Consider the following 14,828-nt stretch of genomic DNA (forward strand, 5'->3'; position numbering starts at 1 on the left):
GGTGCCCGCTCCGGGCACTTCGGCCGTCCCCGGGGGGTCGAGCGGACCCTCCCGCCGGGGCGGGGGATCGGCATGCTCCGGGTCGGGCGGCGGGCTCCCGGTTCGCCGCAGACCGCGGCACAGGAGGTCCGCCATGGGTAACCCGGTCGTGCACTTCGAGATCGGCGGCGTCGACGCCGAACGCTCGCGCACGTTCTACAGCAGCCTGTTCGGGTGGTCGGTGCGGACCGACCACCGCGGGTACGGGCTGGTGGCCACCGGCTCCGACGACGGGATCGCCGGCGGGATCATGGCGACGCCGCCCGACGTGCCGCCGTGGGTCACCTTCTACGTCGGCGTGGACGACGTCGAGAAGGCGCTGGTCCGCGCGGAGGAGCTGGGTGGTCGCCGGATCATGGGGCCCGTGCCCGTCGAGGGCGTCGGCCGGATGGGGATGTTCGCCGATCCCGACGGCAACCCGATCGGCCTGTTCGCGGACGGCTGAGTGACGGGTCCGCCACCCGGCACCCGGCCGAGGACGCGGGTGACGACCGCAGTCACCGCCCCGGTCGTGGGGGCGGAGGTGGGGGCGGGGTCGGGGGCCGTCCGTTGCCGGTGCACATGCCGGCCATCCCACTCCACGCCCTGGGTGCCGGGCAGGGTCGTTCGGCCCTACCGGGCCGGGATTCCCGGATCCGGCGCCGCGCCGTGCCGTCCGGCCGGGCGGCCCGGGCCGTCCGCCCCTGACCACGTCCGGTGGGCGGGGTGAGGATCGGGGACGAACCCGTCCCGTCCGCAGAGGGAGCCCCGATGACCAGCACCGCCCGCCGCGTCCTGCCGACCGACCCCGTCCGCTCGATCATGGTCGACGGCCCGGCGACCGTGGACCCGGGCGACTCGCTGCTGGCCGTGGCCGAGGAGCTGGTCGCGGGGGAGATCGGGGCGGTGCTGGTGCGGGCGCCCGGCGGGCCGACCGGGCTGCTGTCCGAGCGCGACGTGGTGGCCGCGCTGGTCGCGGGCGGCGACCTCGGCGACGAGCAGGCGGGTGAGGTGATGACGGCCGACCTGGTGTCGGTCGGGACGGGCGAGACGATCGTCGCGGCGGGACGGCGGATGGCGGAGGCCGGCGTCCGGCACCTCCCGGTCCGCGACGGCGACGCCGTGGTGGGTCTGGTGTCGCAGCGGGACGTGCTGGCGGTGCTGCTGGCGGCGGCCCCGGACTGACCGGGGGCGCCCGGACCGGACGGCGGTCACGCCGGTCCCCGCAGCGCGGCCATGCCCCGCGCGATGCCCGCGGCCAGCACGTCGACGTCGGACACCGCCGCGTCGGCGTTGACGGTGACCGCCAGCGTCCCGGCGTAGGAGAGCGCGGCGACCCCGAGCGGCACGTCGGCCTGCAGCGGTGCGACCCCGGCGGCGTCGAGCAGCCGCGCCCCGGCGAGCCAGAGCGGCCGCGGCGGGCCGGGCACGTTCGTCACGAACAGGTTGACGTGCCGGGCGGCCCGGCCGCGCATCCAGCGCACCGCGAGCCGCGCGAGCGGCACCGGGAGGTGCAGCACGCCGAACACGTCCCCGCCGCCGTCGCGCAGCCGTGCCTTGAGGTCCGCGGTCGTCGCCGTGATCCTCGCCAGGCGCCGCCGCGGGTCGGGCTCACCGACGGGCAGGCCGAGCAGCAGCATCGCCGCGGTCTGCCCGGCACCGGGGACGCCGACGGGCACCGAGGCGCGCATCGTCAGCCCGTCGACCGGCTCCCCGCGGGCCCGGAACAGGTCGCGCAGCCCGGCCGTGACGGCGGCCAGCAGCAGGTCGTTCACGGTCGCGCCGGCGACCTGCAGCTCCGTGAGGGGGAGGCGGACCACCGCCACCCGCCGTCCCGGGCCGACCCGGCGGGGCAGCGACGTGCGGGGGGCGGTCGGGCGCAGGTCCGCGGCCGCGTCGCGGGCCCGGCGCACGGCCCGGCGCAGCGCCGCGGGCAGTCGCGGGACGCGCCGCAGCGCCGCCGCGAGGGCCCGGCGGCGGGCGCGCCGGGCGTCCGCGACCAGTTCCCGGTGCGTCGGCACCCGGCCCGCGACGGACCGGTCCCCGGCCGGGCCGACCGGGGCGCCGCCGTCCGGGGAGCCGTCGAGCAGGCGCCCGACGACCGCGACCCCGGCCAGGCCGTCGACGAGCACGTGGTGCACCACCACCAGCAGGCCGAACCGCCCGTCCGGGAGGTGGTCGACGACCTCGATGCGCCACGGCGGGCGGTCGGGGTCCAGCGGGCGCACGACACGGTCGGCGCACCACGCCGCGAGGTCGGCGCCCGCGGGCAGTGCGGCGGCGCCGATGTGGGCGGCCGGGTCGAACGCCGGGTCCCGGACCCACACCGGCAGCCCCTCGCCCCGGCGGGTGCGGTGCACGCGCCGGGCCAGTTCCGGGACCCGCCACGCCCGCGCGGCCAGCTCGTCGCGCACGCGCTCGACGTCGGGCCGGCCCGACGCGTCGCGCAGCGGCCCGGCGTCGAACTCGCCGACGAGCGCGATCTGCGACGGGGTGTGCGGGCCCTCGGCCCACAGGTTCGCGAGGTCGGCGGGCCGCAGCCGGCGGACGGGCCCCGTACGCGTGGTGCCCGGTCGCACTACTGCCGCGTGCGCATCCGGTCCATCTCGCGCCGGACGCGGTCCTCGCTGACGGTGCCGGGCCCGTAGGCGTCCCAGGCGTGCATCGCGACGCCGATGCCCCAGCCGACGATCGGGACCGGTGACCCACCAGATCACCACCAGGAACACGTTGACCAGCACGTAGAGCAGCAGGTGGCCGCGCAGGTCGACCTGGCTCTTGACCCGGCGCTCGGCCCGCTCGCGCAGGCGCTCCTCCGGGGTGTGGGGCTCGGCCATCGTCATCTCCTCCTCCGTCTCCGGGCCGCCAGCCTGCTCCGGGGCCGACCCGCGGGCAGGGGCGGACGGCCCGCCGCCCGCGGCGGAACGTCCCCGGTCACGACGTCCGCCGGGACCGGTGGGCCCCCAGGGCTCCCGCGGCCAGGGTCACCACCCCGATCGTGATCACGATCGCCGGCAGCACCATCGACCAGCGCAGGACCAGCATGTCGAGCTCCTGGAGCAGCAGGGCGACCCCGGCGAGCAGGAAGCCCACCGCGGCGCCCAGGACGGGGGCCGGGTGCTCAGGTGCGCTCACGGGTCACCTCCACCTCTCCGGCGCCGACGCCGATCTCGACGGCCACGGGCGCGGACCCGGTGCCGGGGGCCGTCCAGTCGAGGTCGACGCCCTGCGCGACGGGGGCCCCGTCGGCCACCACCGTGCCCATGACCACGCCGGTGTGCACCCGCACCGCGGGCTCGGCGGGCAGCCGCAGCTCGACCCGGCCGGCGCCGACGCTCACCTCGAGCCGGCCGCGGGCGGGCAGCGCGGCGTCGGTGAGGTCGACCGTCACCGTCCCGGCGGAGACCCGGGTCGGTGCGGTGAACCCGGCCGCCCCGACCGTGCGGTCACCGACCGGGCCGGCGAACCGGTCGACGCCGGTCCCCACCGCCGTCGCCGCGACGAGGAACACGACCCCGAGGACGACGACGTCGGCCCGACCGGTGCCCCCGGCCAGGCTCAGCAGCAGCACGAACCCGACGAGGATGAGGCCGGCGGCCGGGAGCAGGTGCCACGGCACGGCGACACCCTGCCCGGCGAGCAGCGATCCGGCGCCGACGACCACGAGCGTCAGTCCGAACACGATCCGGCCCCAGTGGGGCCCGCGTCGGCGGGCGGCCCCCGGGTCCGGCACCGGTGGCGCCGCGGTGCCAACAACGGTGGTCGAGGGGGTGGACGTCGGGGTGGACGTCGGGGTGGACATCGGGGTGGACATCGCGGTCACCGCCGGGCCGAGATCAGCACGAGGGCACCGGCGGCGACCACGACCAGCGGCCAGAACATGTGCGCGCCGAAGCCGGGGAGCCACTGGCGCAGGATCAGCAGCCCGCCGAGCCCGACGAGGGCGGCGCCGACCGCCATGGCCACGGCGTGCCGGTCGGCCGGGGCCGGCGGGCGGTCCGGCTCGTCGTCGGGGGCGTCCGGGATCACGATCCACGCCACCACGTAGGCCAGCACGCCGAGACCCCCGGACAGGGCCAGTGCCACCGCGGCGATGCGCGGCAGCACGGGGTCGACGTCGAGGTAGCGGGCGATGCCGCCGCACACCCCGCCCGCCATGCGGTCGCGGCGGGAGCGGTACAGCCGCCGCGCGGCGGGCTCGACCGGTACGGGCGGGGGTGGCGACGACTCGTGCGGAGCGGTCACGGCTCCTCCTGGGACGGAATCAGGGGGCCCCGGCCCCGTGCAGGGGCGAGACCCGGGTGGTCCTCGGCCGGTCGAGTTGGACGGCCGCGGGTGGGGGGAGAGCGGGGCCGGTGCACCGCTGCAGGGGGAAGCGCTCCTCGTCCAGGTCGACCACGGCGACCGTGACGGTGGCGGTCCGGGCGACCGTCTCCGACGTCGAGCCCGGTCCCGGGCCGGGGTGGTCGTCGGCGCCCCGGTGGCCCACGACCAGCAGTTCGCAGTCGCGGCCGAGGTCGGTCAGGACCTCCACCGGGTCCCCGGCCCGCACGACGGTGCGCACCGCCAGCCCGGGCGCCACGGAGCGGGCGAGGGCCCGGGCCTCGGCCACGATGCCCGCGGCGGGCAGCGGTCGCGGGCCGGGCCCGGTCACGCAGGCGACGGTCAGCGGGCGGCCGAGCCGGTCGGCCCTGGCCGCCGCCCAGGCGACCGCGAGCATCGAGGCGGCGGAACCGTCGGTCCCGGCGAGGACGGGCCGGACCGGGTCGCTCATGGCTGCTCCCTCCGCGGTGCGGCGTCCGTCGCGGGAGCTCGGGTCGTCCCGCGGGCGTCCATCGTCGGCGCGGCCGCGGGTGCGGGGCAGGGCCGTCGGACCGCGGAGGGCGGGCCGGTGTACCCCCCGGCCGCGACCGCGGCGGGGCCGGGGCGGTCGTGCAAGGGCCGGCCGCCCCCTTCCCCCGCGGTCCGGTCGCGCCGCAGGACGGGCCGCCCGCCCCGGGCGGCGGACCGCCGTCGTCGCGTGGGATCGGGGGAGCGGACCGAGGGGGACGACATGGGACGGAACGGGCGGCGGCCGGTGCGGCGGATGCTGCCGTGGCTGGTGCCGATCGTGGCGGCGGGCCTGCTGGCCGGGTGCGCGGCGGGTGCGAACCCGCAGCTGGTCGCGGCGCCGGTGGGTGCCGGGTTCTGGACCGGTCTGTGGCACGGCCTGATCCTGCCGGTCACGTTCGTCGTGTCGCTGTTCACCGACTCGGTCGGCGTCTACGAGGTCGGCAACTCCGGCGGCTGGTACGACTTCGGGTTCGTCCTGGGGGTGTCCGTGGCCTTCTCCGGCTCCGCGTCGAGCGGCCGGATGGTCCGCCGCCGCTGATCCCGCAGCGGGTCGGCCCGGTCGAGTTCGCCGAGCCAACCGCCCAGCAGGCGACCGACCCGCTCCGGTTCCTGCAGCTGGGGCAGGTGACCCACCCCGGGGAGCTCGACGTAGCGCCACCCGGGGTGCTGCGCGGCCACCGCCCGGGCGGCCGCCACCGGCACCAGCGCGTCGCGGTCGCCGTGCACCAGCAGCACGGGCACACCGACGGCGTCGCGGGCCGCGCGGTAGCGCCGCGTCCGCAGCAGCGCCCACGCCACCGAGCGCGACGCGGAGAGGAAGGCCCGGTCCATCCCGGTGACGTCGGTCTGCCGGGCGGCGAGGGCGACCGAGCGCCGCAGCAGGTCCGGCGGCAGCCGCGCCGGGTCCACCCCGCACAGCTCCAGGGTGTCCAGCACGGTGCGCAGCGGGCCCCGTCGGCGCCGCCGCGCCGCCCGGACCCGCTCGCCGACGCCCGGGACGGCGTGCAGCAGCAGCTGGGCCACCGCGGTCGGGGACCGCAGCACCCGGGACGGGGCGGGCAGCGCCGGGTCGAGCAGGACGAGACCGCGCACGAGCCCGGGGGACCGCGCGGTGAGCAGCACCGACACCAGACCACCCATCGAGTTGCCGACCAGCACGACCGGAGGCCGGGCCGTGCTCCGCAGGAACCCCTCCAGCGCACCGACGTTGCGCCCGACCCCCGCCGCCCGCCCGTCCGGTGCGCTGAGCCCGAAGCCCGGCAGGTCCAGCGCGAGGACGCGGCCGTACGGGGTGAGCCGGGGCGCGATGAGGTCCCAGTTCAGGTGGGAGCCGCCGAGCCCGTGCACCAGGACGATGTCGGGGCCCGCACCCCCGTGGTCCACGTGGTGCAGGGCCGGGTGCTCAGCCACCGGGCACCCGCCCGGCGGGGTGCCGCGCGCGTCGGGGTCCGGACACCGCGCGGCCGATGCCGAAGCACACGGCCAGTGCGGCGGCCGCGACCAGCGGGGCCTTGACCTCCGCCGGCGCCCCGAGCGGGCGCGCGAGCACGGCCAGGCCGAGCAGGACCGGACCCTGCACCACGAACGCCGGGAACGCGGCCCTGGCCAGCGCGCCGGCCCGGGGACCGCCGCCGAACCCGCGGCGCCCGGCCTGCCCGACCAGCCAGACCGACCCGGCGACCACCAGCACCGCCTCCACGGCGGCGGTGGCGAGCGCCGCGACGTGCCACCCGCCCAGGAACGGGCCCGCGTCCCGCGCGACGTCACGCACCCCGGAGGCGAGCGCCGCGACCGGCAGCACCACCAGCGTGACCAGCACCGCCACCCCGCTCCCGCGGCGGATCCGGTCGGGTACCCGCTGCACCCACCCGCGCCGGGCCGCCACGACCCCCAGCACGAACATCCCCGCGCACTGCGGCCACTGCCACAGGTGCAGGTCGGCGACCTGGCCGCTGCGGGCCGGGAACCACAGCCGGACGGCGAAGGAGAGCAGCGTGATCGCGACGGTCGCCCCGGCGAGGTACCGGCCGGTCAGCGGCCGCGGCGCGACCGGTGGCGCGGCCCCCGACCCCTGCCCCGTCAGGCGGTACCACGCGGCGAAGGCCACCGAGTAGATCAGCAGGACGAGCGCGAACCACAGCGAGCCCGCGTCCAGGAACGGTTCGCGGTGGGTGAGGACCCACGCGAAGGAGACGTCGTGCCCGGCCGCGGTGTAGGCGAACCAGACCGAGGCCGGCCAGACCAGGAAAGCCGACACCGCCCACGGGAGGCCGAGTCGCAGGACCCGCCCCCGGACGTAGGCCGACGCGCCGTGCCGGAGCAGCGCCCGCTCGGTGAGCAGCCCGGAGACGAAGAAGAACACCCCGATCACGAACAGGCCCGTCGGCCCGAGCACGGCGACGAGCACCAGCTCGACGCCGGGGGCGAACGTCACCTCGCGCACCTCGTCGTAGGCCCAGCCGCCCACCGCGGAGTACCCCATCAGGGCGTGCCCGGCGATCACCCAGGCCACCAGCGTCGTGCGCAGCGCGTCCAGGTGCGGCGCCCGGGGCGGTGTGTCGTGGTGCAGCACCGGCCCAGCGTGCGCGGGCGCGGGCCGGGGCGACCAGGGCCCGTGGACCCGTGCGCGGCCGGGGCCCGGAGCCCCGGGACGCGGGACCAACGGCCGCCGCCGGGTCGTCGCCGGAGCGCTCAGCGGCACCGGCCGCGCAGGATCGGGCGCACCGTCAGCGCCGCGGCGACCAGCACCACCGTGACGGCGCTGACCAGGCGGTTGACGTCGAGGGCCGGCACCCAACGGACGTCCCCGTCGCGCAGGACGACGACGCCGCAGGGGCGACCGGTCCAGCCGAGCCCGCCGCCGGACCCCTCCCCGGCCGGCCGCCCGGAGGTCTTCTCGTCGCCCGACCGGACCTCACGCCCGCCACCCCCGCCCGCGCCGCCGCCGACGTGGGAGACCGGGATGACCGTCACCCCGTCCATCGTCACCGGCTCGCCGAACACCCGGTTCACCCGCAGAGCGCCCTCGATCCGTTCCGCCAGTGCCGCTGCGTCCATGATCCGCCCCTCCGTCGTCCCGGTCCGTCCGGCGGTCCGAGCGTGACGCGCGCACGGTCCGCACCGGAAGGGCCGGAGGTCCCACGGGGCGTGCCGGGGGTCGACGGTCACCCGCACCCGGGCCGCACGACCCTGCTGCCGGCCCCCGGGCCCGCTGTGGGGTGGGCGCATGACCGGACCGGCCGATCGGGCCCTGCTCGCCGACGGTGCGGGCGTCGTCCTGCGCCGGCTGGCCGCCGCGGACGGACCCGCCGTCGACGCCCTGCACCGCGACCTGCCCCGGGACGACCGCTACCTGCGGTTCTTCACGGTGTCGCGGTTCGGTGCGGAGCGGGTGGCCGACGTCGTCGTCGCCCCGGACTCGACGGCGGTCGGGGCGTTCCGCGGCGACCGCCTCGTCGGGGTGGCGCACTACCGGCACGAACCGGCGGGTGTCGCGCCCGAGGTGGCGCTGGCCGTCGCGCACGCCGAGCAGCACCGGGGCGTCGCGTCGCTGCTGCTGGAGCGGCTGGTGTCCGCGGCCAGGGCCGAGGGCGTCGAGTGGTTCGTGGCCGAGGTCCTCGCGGTCAACGCCGACATGCTCGCCGTGCTGCGCGACAGCGGGCTGCCGATGCGCACCCGGCTCGAGGGCGACGTGTGCCGGGTGGAGCTGGACCTGCCGCCCACCTCGGGGTCCGGCCCGGAGGCGCAGCGGTACCTGGACGCGGTCGTCGAGCGGGCGGCCCGCGCCGACGTGGCGAGCCTCCGTCCGCTGCTGGCCCCGCGCTCGGTCGTCGTGTTCGGGGCCGGCCGGCGGCCGGACTCGGTGGGCCGCCTGGTGCTGCGCCGGATCGTCGGCGCCGGGTTCACGGGCCCGGTGCACGTGGTCCATCCGCACGCCGCCGCCGTCGGCGGTGTCCCGTGCGTGCCCGGGGTGGCGGACCTGCCCCGCGACATCGACCTGGCCGTGCTCTGCGTCCCGGCCGCCGCCGTCCCCGAGGTCGCCGAGCAGTGCGGGCGGCACGGGGTCCGCGGGCTGCTGGTGATCACCGCCGGGGTGACCGGCGACCCCGCGCTCGCCGGCCGCCTGTCCGCCGCGGTGACCCGTCACGGCATGCGCATGGTCGGGCCGAACTGCCTCGGACTGGCCGACACCGATCCCGCCGTGCGGCTGCAGGCGAGCTTCGCCGCGCCCCTGCCCGCCGGGTCGACGGGGCTCGCGGTCCAGTCCGGCGGCGTGCTGATCGCCCTGGCGGCGGCGCTGGACCGGCTGGGTCTGGGCGTCTCGACGGCGGTGTCGACCGGCGACAGCACCGACGTCAACGCCGACGACCTGCTGCTGTGGTGGGCCGCGGACGGCCGCACCCGCGCCGCCGCGCTGTACGTGGAGTCGATGCGCCGCCCACGCCAGTTCGCCCGGTTGGCGCGGCGGCTGGCCCGGCGCATCCCGGTGCTGACCGTCCGGTCGGGCAGCTCGGACGCGGGGCGCCGGGCCGCGGCCTCGCACAGCGCCTCCACCGCGACCCCGCGCGTCGTGCGCGACGCGCTCTTCGCCCAGGCCGGGGTGCTCGCCGTCGACGACCTCACCGACCTCACCGCGCTGCTCGCGCTGCTGCAGGCCCAGCCGCTGCCGACCGGCCCGCGGGTCGCGGTCGTGAGCAACGCGGGCGGGGCGGGGGTGCTCGCCGCGGACGCGTGCGCCCGCCACGGTCTCGAGACCGCCCCGTTGCGGGAGACGACCCGGGCGGCGCTGGCCGCGTTGCTCCCGCCCACGGCCGCGGTGGCCGACCCGGTCGACACCACGGCGACCGTCCCGGCCGCCACGTTCGCGCGCGCCGTCGGGACGGTCCTCGCCGACCCGGCCGTCGACGCGGTCGTCGCGATCTCGGCGGCGACGGCGCTCGGCGACCCGCTCGACGCGCTGGACACCGTCCTGGACGGCCGGCCGGGCAGGCCGGTCGTGGCCGTGCGGCTGGGGCAGCCGGAGGCGGTGGCGCGCTCGCACCGGACCGGGCCGTGGACCCCGTCGTTCGCCGATCCGGCCACCGCGGTCCGCGCGCTCGCGGGCGCGCTGGGCCGCGCCCGCTGGCTGGAGCGCGGCCACGACCCGGTCCCGGCGCCGCCCGGGGTCTGCGGTGCCCGTGCCCGCGCCGTCGTCGACGCGGCACTGGCCGAGCGCCGGGAGGGCGGCTGGCTCGACCCGGCGCGGACGGTCGAGCTGGCCCGCGCGGCCGGCCTGCCGGTCGTGCCGACGACCGTGGTGCACACCGCGCAGGACGCGGTGCGCTGCTGGGAGGGGGCCGGCGGGCCGGTCGCGCTGAAGGCCGACGTCGAGGGCGTCGTGCACAAGAGCCGGGCCGGGGCGGTGCGGCTGGGACTCGACTCGGCCCGCCGCGTCCGCGACGCCGCGGCGGGCCTGCGGGCCGCCTTCGGGGACCGGCTGCGCGGGATCGTCGTGCAGCCGATGCAGGAACCCGGCCCGGAGCTGCTCGTCGGGATCACCGGCGACCCGCTGTGCGGCCCGTTGCTCACCCTCGGGCTCGGCGGGACCGCCACCGACCTGGTCGACGACCGGACCCACTGCCTGGTGCCGGCCACCGCCGCCGACCTGGACGAGCTGCTCGGCGGGCTGCGTGCGGCGCGCCTCCTGCTCGGTCGCGACGACGCCGGGGCGCTGCGCCGCGCCGTGCGCGACGTCGTGACCCGGATGGGCTGGCTGGCCGAGCAGCTGCCGGGGCTGGTGGAGGCGGAGATCAACCCGCTGGTGTGGTCCGCGGGCGCGGTCCGGGCCGTGGACCTACGGGCCCGGGTCGTCCCTACGGCGCCGGACGACCCCTACCTGCGCGTGCTCCCGACGTGAGCGGTGCGCGGGGACCTTCGCCTCTGGCGGGCGCCGTGGGCCCGGACCACGGTGGCGGGATGGGAACCGAGCAGATCGCCCCCCTGCGGCGCAGCCGGTCGGACCGGGTACTGGGCGGTGTCTGTGCCGGGATCGCCGGGCGTCTGGACGTCGATCCGCTGGTGGTGCGCGCGCCCGCGGTCGTCCTGGGCGTCCTGAGCGGGGGAGTGGCGTTGCTCGCCTACCTCCTGGCCTGGGTCCTGATCCCGGCGGGCGACGGCGCCGACCCGGCCCCGGTGGACCGGGCGGTCCCGCGGTCCGCCCGGGAGGCCTGGGCCGCGGCGGCGGCGGAGCTGCGGACGCTGGCCACGGCGCTGCGGCCGGCACCGGCCCCGGCCGACCCGTCGCCGGTGCCCCGCCCCCGGTCGGCGCTGGACACCGTGGACGCCACGATGACGGCGGTGGGGGAGCGGCTGCGCGATCCGGAGGTGCAGGCGACGGCCCGTCGGGCGGCCCGGCACGCCTCGGACGCGGTGGCCGCCGGCGTCGCCGGGATCGGCAGGCGGACCCCGCACGACGGTACGGGCGCCGGGTGAGGCCCGCGACCGTCCCGCGTACCGGCGCCGGCACGCCCCCGGGCGGTCTCGCGGACCTGCACGCGTGGTGGCGCGCGGCGAACTACCTGGCCGTCGGCCAGATCTACCTGATGGACAACCCGCTGCTCGACGAGCCGCTCCGGCCCGAGCACGTCAAGCCCCGGCTGCTCGGGCACTGGGGCACCACCCCGGGCCTGACCTTCCTGTGGGCCCATCTGAACCGGGTGATCCGGGCGCGCGACCTGGAGGTGCTGTTCGTGGCCGGGCCCGGGCACGGCGGCCCGGCCGTGGTGGCCACCGCCTGGCTGGAAGGCACCTACTCGCAGCGCTACCCCGAGGTGTCGCGCGACCGGGCCGGGATGCGCAGGCTGTTCCGCCAGTTCTCCTTCCCCGGCGGCATCCCCAGCCACGCCGCGCCGGAGACGCCCGGGTCGATCCACGAGGGCGGGGAGCTGGGCTACTCGCTCGCCCACGCCTACGGGGCGGCGCTGGACAACCCCGGCCTGCTGGTCGCGTGCGTGATCGGCGACGGCGAGGCCGAGACCGGCGCGCTCGCGGCGTCCTGGCACGCGAACAAGTTCCTCCACCCGGTCACCGACGGCACGGTGCTGCCGATCCTGCACCTCAACGGCTACAAGATCGCCAACCCGACGGTGCTCGCCCGGATCCCCGAGCGCGAGCTGCTGGCGCTGCTGGAGGGCTACGGGCACGAGCCCTTCGTCGTCGACGTCGCGGCGGACGACGACCCGCAGGAGGTCCACGCGCGGACGGCCGCGACGATGGACCGGATCCTCGACGCGATCGCGGGGATCCGCGGCCGGGCGGCGGCGGGGCGGTCGGTCGATCGGCCGCGGTGGCCGGTGCTGGTGCTGCACAGCCCGAAGGGCTGGACCGGACCGGCGACGGTCGACGGGAAGCCGGTCGAGGGCACGTGGCGCTCCCACCAGGTCCCGCTCTCCGGCGTGCGGGAGAACCCGGAGCACCTGGCCCTGCTCGAGCGATGGATGCGGTCCTACCGGCCCCACGAGCTGTTCGACGCCGAGGGCGCTCCGCGGGCGGCGCTGGACGCGTTCGCCCCGGGCGGGAAGCGGCGGATGAGCGCCGTCCCGCACGCCGACGGCGGGTCGCTCCTGGTGCCGCTGCGCCTGCCCGACACCCGGGACCAGGCCGTCGCGGTGCCCGCTCCCGGGCGGGTGCGGGCGTCGGCCACCGGCGTGCTGGGGACCTGGCTGCGCGAGGTCATCCGCGCGAACCCGGACAACTTCCGGCTGCTGGGCCCCGACGAGGTCGCGTCCAACCGGCTGCAGGCCGCCTTCGAGGTGACCGACCGGCAGTTCGACGGCATCCGGCTGCCCACCGACGAGCACCAGGCCGCCGACGGCCGGGTGCTGGAGATCCTGTCCGAACACCTCTGCGAGGGCTGGCTGGAGGGCTACCTGCTCACCGGCCGCCACGGCGTGTTCACCTGCTACGAGGCGTTCGTGCACATCGTCGACTCGATGGTCAACCAGCACGCCAAGTGGATCAAGGTGAGCCGGGGGATCGCGTGGCGGCGCCCGATCGCCTCGCTCAACGTCCTGCTCACCTCGCACGTGTGGCGCCAGGACCACAACGGCTTCTCCCACCAGGACCCCGGCTTCCTCGACCACGTCGTGAACAAGCGCTCGGAGATCGTGCGGGTCTACCTGCCGCCGGACGCGAACACGCTGCTGGCCACCGCGGAGGGCTGCCTGCGCAGCCGGGACAAGATCAACGTCATCGTCGCGGGGAAGCAGGTCGAACACCAGTGGCTCGGCCCGGAGGCCGCGGCCGCCCACGTCGCCCGGGGCGCCGGGATCTGGGACTGGGCGTCGAACGACGCCGGGCACGAGCCCGACGTGGTGCTGGCCTGCTGCGGGGACGTGCCGACGGTGGAGACGCTCGCCGCGGTGATGCTGCTGCGCGAGCACCTCCCCGACGTGCGGGTGCGGGTCGTCAACGTCGTCGACCTGATGTGCCTGCAGGACCCGGTCGAACACCCGCACGGCCTGGCGCAGCGGGCCTACGACGCGCTGTTCCCGCCCACGACGCCGGTGGTCTTCGCCTTCCACGGCTACCCGTGGCTGGTGCACCGGCTGACCTACCGGCGCGCCAACCACGACGTGCTGCACGTGCGCGGGTACCGCGAGGAGGGCACCACGACCACCCCGTTCGACATGCTGATGCTCAACGACCTGGACCGTTTCCACCTGGCCGCCGACGTGATCGACCGGGTGCCCGGCCTGGCGGTGCGGCACGCGGCCCTGCACCAGCGCCTGCTCGACGAGCGCCTGCGGTGCCGTGCGCACACCCGGCGCACCGGGGAGGACGCCCCCGACGTGCGTGGCTGGGAGTGGTCGCCGGCGTGAGAGTGCTGGTGGTCAACGCCGGGACCGGCAGCGTGCGGGTCCGGCTGGTCGACGGGGACGGGACGGTGCGCGGGCGGGCCGACGTGGCCGCCGACCGGGGCCGTCCGGCGCCCGGCGCCGTCGAGCGGGCCGTGCGCCGGATCGGCGGGGCCGACGCCGTCGGCCACCGGATCGTGCACGGCGGGGCGGTGTTCACCGGCCCCGTGGCGGTGGACGACACAGTGCTGGCCGAGCTCGACCGGCTCGTCACCCTCGCTCCGCTGCACCAGCCGCCCGGCCTCGCGGCGCTGCGGGCGACGACCGCGGTGCTGCCCGGGGTGCCCGCGGTGGCCTGTTTCGACACCGCCTTCCACGCCGGCCTGCCCGCGCCCGCGGCGACCTACGCGGTCCCGGCGTCGTGGCGCGAGCGCCTCGGGGTGCGCCGCTACGGGTTCCACGGCCTGGCCCACGAGTGGGCCGCCCGCCGGGTGGCCGAGCTCGTCGGGCCGGGACGCCGCACGGTCGTCGCGCACCTCGGGTCGGGTGCCTCGTTGTGCGCGGTGGCCTGGGTGGACGGGCGCCCGTGCCCGGTGGACACGACGATGGGCGCCACGCCCACGGCGGGCCTGGTGATGGGCAGCCGCTGCGGCGACCTGGACCCGGCGGTCCCGCTGTGGCTGGTGGAGCACGCGGGCATGGCCGTGGGCGACGTCGCCGCCGCGCTGGACCGCGCCAGCGGCCTGGCAGGGCTCGCCGGCAGCGCGGACATGCGCGAGGTGCTCGCCGCGGAGGCCGCGGGCCGCCCTGAGGCGGCACTCGCCGTCGCGGTGTGGCTGCACCGGCTGCGGGCCGGCGTGGCGGCCATGGCGGCCGCGCTCGGCGGCCTGGACGCGCTGGTGTTCAGCGGGGGGATCGGCGAGCACGCCGCGGGACTGCGCGCCCGTGCGGTCGCCGGGCTGCGCTTCCTCGGACCGGAGCTCGACCCCGACGCCAACGCGGCCGCCCGTCCGGGGTGCGACACCGACCTCGGGGCACCCGGGGCCGCCGTCCGGACGCTGGTGGTGCACGCGCGGGAGGACCGCGTGGTGGCCGACCAGGTGCGGAGCGTGCTCGCCCCGCCCTGACCCGCCCGGGCGCCGC

General features: G+C 78.0%; 15 protein-coding genes. 7 read left to right on the plus strand and 8 right to left on the minus strand.

The features are described from left to right. The first annotated feature begins 133 nt into the window (after positions 1-133). On the plus strand, positions 134-484 hold the full coding sequence (locus tag PHY01_RS11720) for a VOC family protein (RefSeq protein ID WP_141278619.1): 351 nt from the start codon (positions 134-136) through the stop codon (positions 482-484). Between the two features lie 305 nt (positions 485-789). After that, positions 790-1,203, plus strand: coding sequence for a CBS domain-containing protein (locus PHY01_RS11725; RefSeq protein WP_141278620.1), 414 nt, complete (start codon positions 790-792; stop codon positions 1,201-1,203). Positions 1,204-1,229: 26 nt separating this feature from the next. Here the strand turns inward: PHY01_RS11725 and PHY01_RS11730 are convergent, their stop codons facing one another. From PHY01_RS11730 to PHY01_RS11750, 5 genes are all read right to left on the minus strand, one after another. Then, positions 1,230-2,855, minus strand: coding sequence for a wax ester/triacylglycerol synthase domain-containing protein (locus PHY01_RS11730; protein WP_170183770.1), 1,626 nt, complete (start codon positions 2,853-2,855; stop codon positions 1,230-1,232). Positions 2,856-2,952: 97 nt separating this feature from the next. Beyond that, the gene (locus tag PHY01_RS11735) at positions 2,953-3,153 is read right to left on the minus strand and encodes a hypothetical protein (protein ID WP_141278622.1); all 201 of its coding nucleotides are present in this window, start codon (positions 3,151-3,153) and stop codon (positions 2,953-2,955) included. Then, positions 3,140-3,832 (minus strand): hypothetical protein, encoded by a 693-nt coding sequence (locus PHY01_RS11740; protein ID WP_141278623.1) that lies wholly within the window; start codon positions 3,830-3,832, stop codon positions 3,140-3,142. Before PHY01_RS11740 ends, PHY01_RS11735 begins: the two co-directional genes overlap by 14 nt. Positions 3,833-3,837: 5 nt before the next feature. Further along, positions 3,838-4,263: a PspC domain-containing protein gene (locus tag PHY01_RS11745; protein WP_246085850.1), complete on the minus strand. Its 426-nt coding sequence runs from the start codon at positions 4,261-4,263 to the stop codon at positions 3,838-3,840. Positions 4,264-4,282: 19 nt separating this feature from the next. Next, the gene (locus PHY01_RS11750; RefSeq protein ID WP_141278624.1) at positions 4,283-4,792 is read right to left on the minus strand and encodes a universal stress protein; all 510 of its coding nucleotides are present in this window, start codon (positions 4,790-4,792) and stop codon (positions 4,283-4,285) included. A gap of 279 nt (positions 4,793-5,071) precedes the next feature. On the opposite strand from PHY01_RS11750, the gene PHY01_RS11755 reads away from it, so the two are divergent. Continuing rightward, the gene (locus tag PHY01_RS11755) at positions 5,072-5,389 is read left to right on the plus strand and encodes a hypothetical protein (protein WP_246085851.1); all 318 of its coding nucleotides are present in this window, start codon (positions 5,072-5,074) and stop codon (positions 5,387-5,389) included. On the opposite strand, the gene PHY01_RS11760 is transcribed toward PHY01_RS11755, so the two are convergent. The 3 genes from PHY01_RS11760 to PHY01_RS11770 all read right to left on the minus strand — a co-directional run bounded on the left by PHY01_RS11760 (position 5,281) and on the right by PHY01_RS11770 (position 7,908). After that, the gene (locus tag PHY01_RS11760; RefSeq protein WP_141278625.1) at positions 5,281-6,261 is read right to left on the minus strand and encodes an alpha/beta fold hydrolase; all 981 of its coding nucleotides are present in this window, start codon (positions 6,259-6,261) and stop codon (positions 5,281-5,283) included. The genes PHY01_RS11755 and PHY01_RS11760 overlap by 109 nt on opposite strands. After that, a complete protein-coding gene (locus PHY01_RS11765) occupies positions 6,254-7,423 on the minus strand; it encodes an acyltransferase family protein (protein WP_170183771.1) in 1,170 nt (389 codons plus the stop codon). Before PHY01_RS11765 ends, PHY01_RS11760 begins: the two co-directional genes overlap by 8 nt. Before the next feature lie 119 nt (positions 7,424-7,542). Next, positions 7,543-7,908 (minus strand): spore germination protein GerW family protein, encoded by a 366-nt coding sequence (locus PHY01_RS11770; RefSeq protein ID WP_141278627.1) that lies wholly within the window; start codon positions 7,906-7,908, stop codon positions 7,543-7,545. A gap of 169 nt (positions 7,909-8,077) precedes the next feature. Here PHY01_RS11770 and PHY01_RS11775 point away from each other — a divergent pair, with 169 nt between their 5' ends. From PHY01_RS11775 to PHY01_RS11790, 4 genes are read left to right on the plus strand one after another with little or no spacing between them, the layout of a single operon-like run. Further along, on the plus strand, positions 8,078-10,747 hold the full coding sequence (locus PHY01_RS11775; RefSeq protein ID WP_141278628.1) for a bifunctional acetate--CoA ligase family protein/GNAT family N-acetyltransferase: 2,670 nt from the start codon (positions 8,078-8,080) through the stop codon (positions 10,745-10,747). A 59-nt stretch (positions 10,748-10,806) separates the two neighbouring features. Beyond that, positions 10,807-11,322 (plus strand): PspC domain-containing protein, encoded by a 516-nt coding sequence (locus tag PHY01_RS11780; RefSeq protein ID WP_141278629.1) that lies wholly within the window; start codon positions 10,807-10,809, stop codon positions 11,320-11,322. Beyond that, positions 11,319-13,709: a phosphoketolase family protein gene (locus tag PHY01_RS11785; RefSeq protein WP_141278630.1), complete on the plus strand. Its 2,391-nt coding sequence runs from the start codon at positions 11,319-11,321 to the stop codon at positions 13,707-13,709. The genes PHY01_RS11780 and PHY01_RS11785 overlap by 4 nt, the downstream gene beginning before the upstream one ends. Further along, positions 13,706-14,812, plus strand: a complete 1,107-nt coding sequence (locus PHY01_RS11790) for an acetate/propionate family kinase (protein ID WP_141278631.1) — start codon at positions 13,706-13,708, stop codon at positions 14,810-14,812. Before PHY01_RS11785 ends, PHY01_RS11790 begins: the two co-directional genes overlap by 4 nt. The last annotated feature ends 16 nt before the right edge of the window (positions 14,813-14,828 follow it).

The organism is Pseudonocardia hydrocarbonoxydans (genome assembly GCF_006539565.1).
In the GTDB taxonomy this organism is placed as follows: Bacteria; Actinomycetota; Actinomycetes; order Mycobacteriales; family Pseudonocardiaceae; genus Pseudonocardia; species Pseudonocardia hydrocarbonoxydans.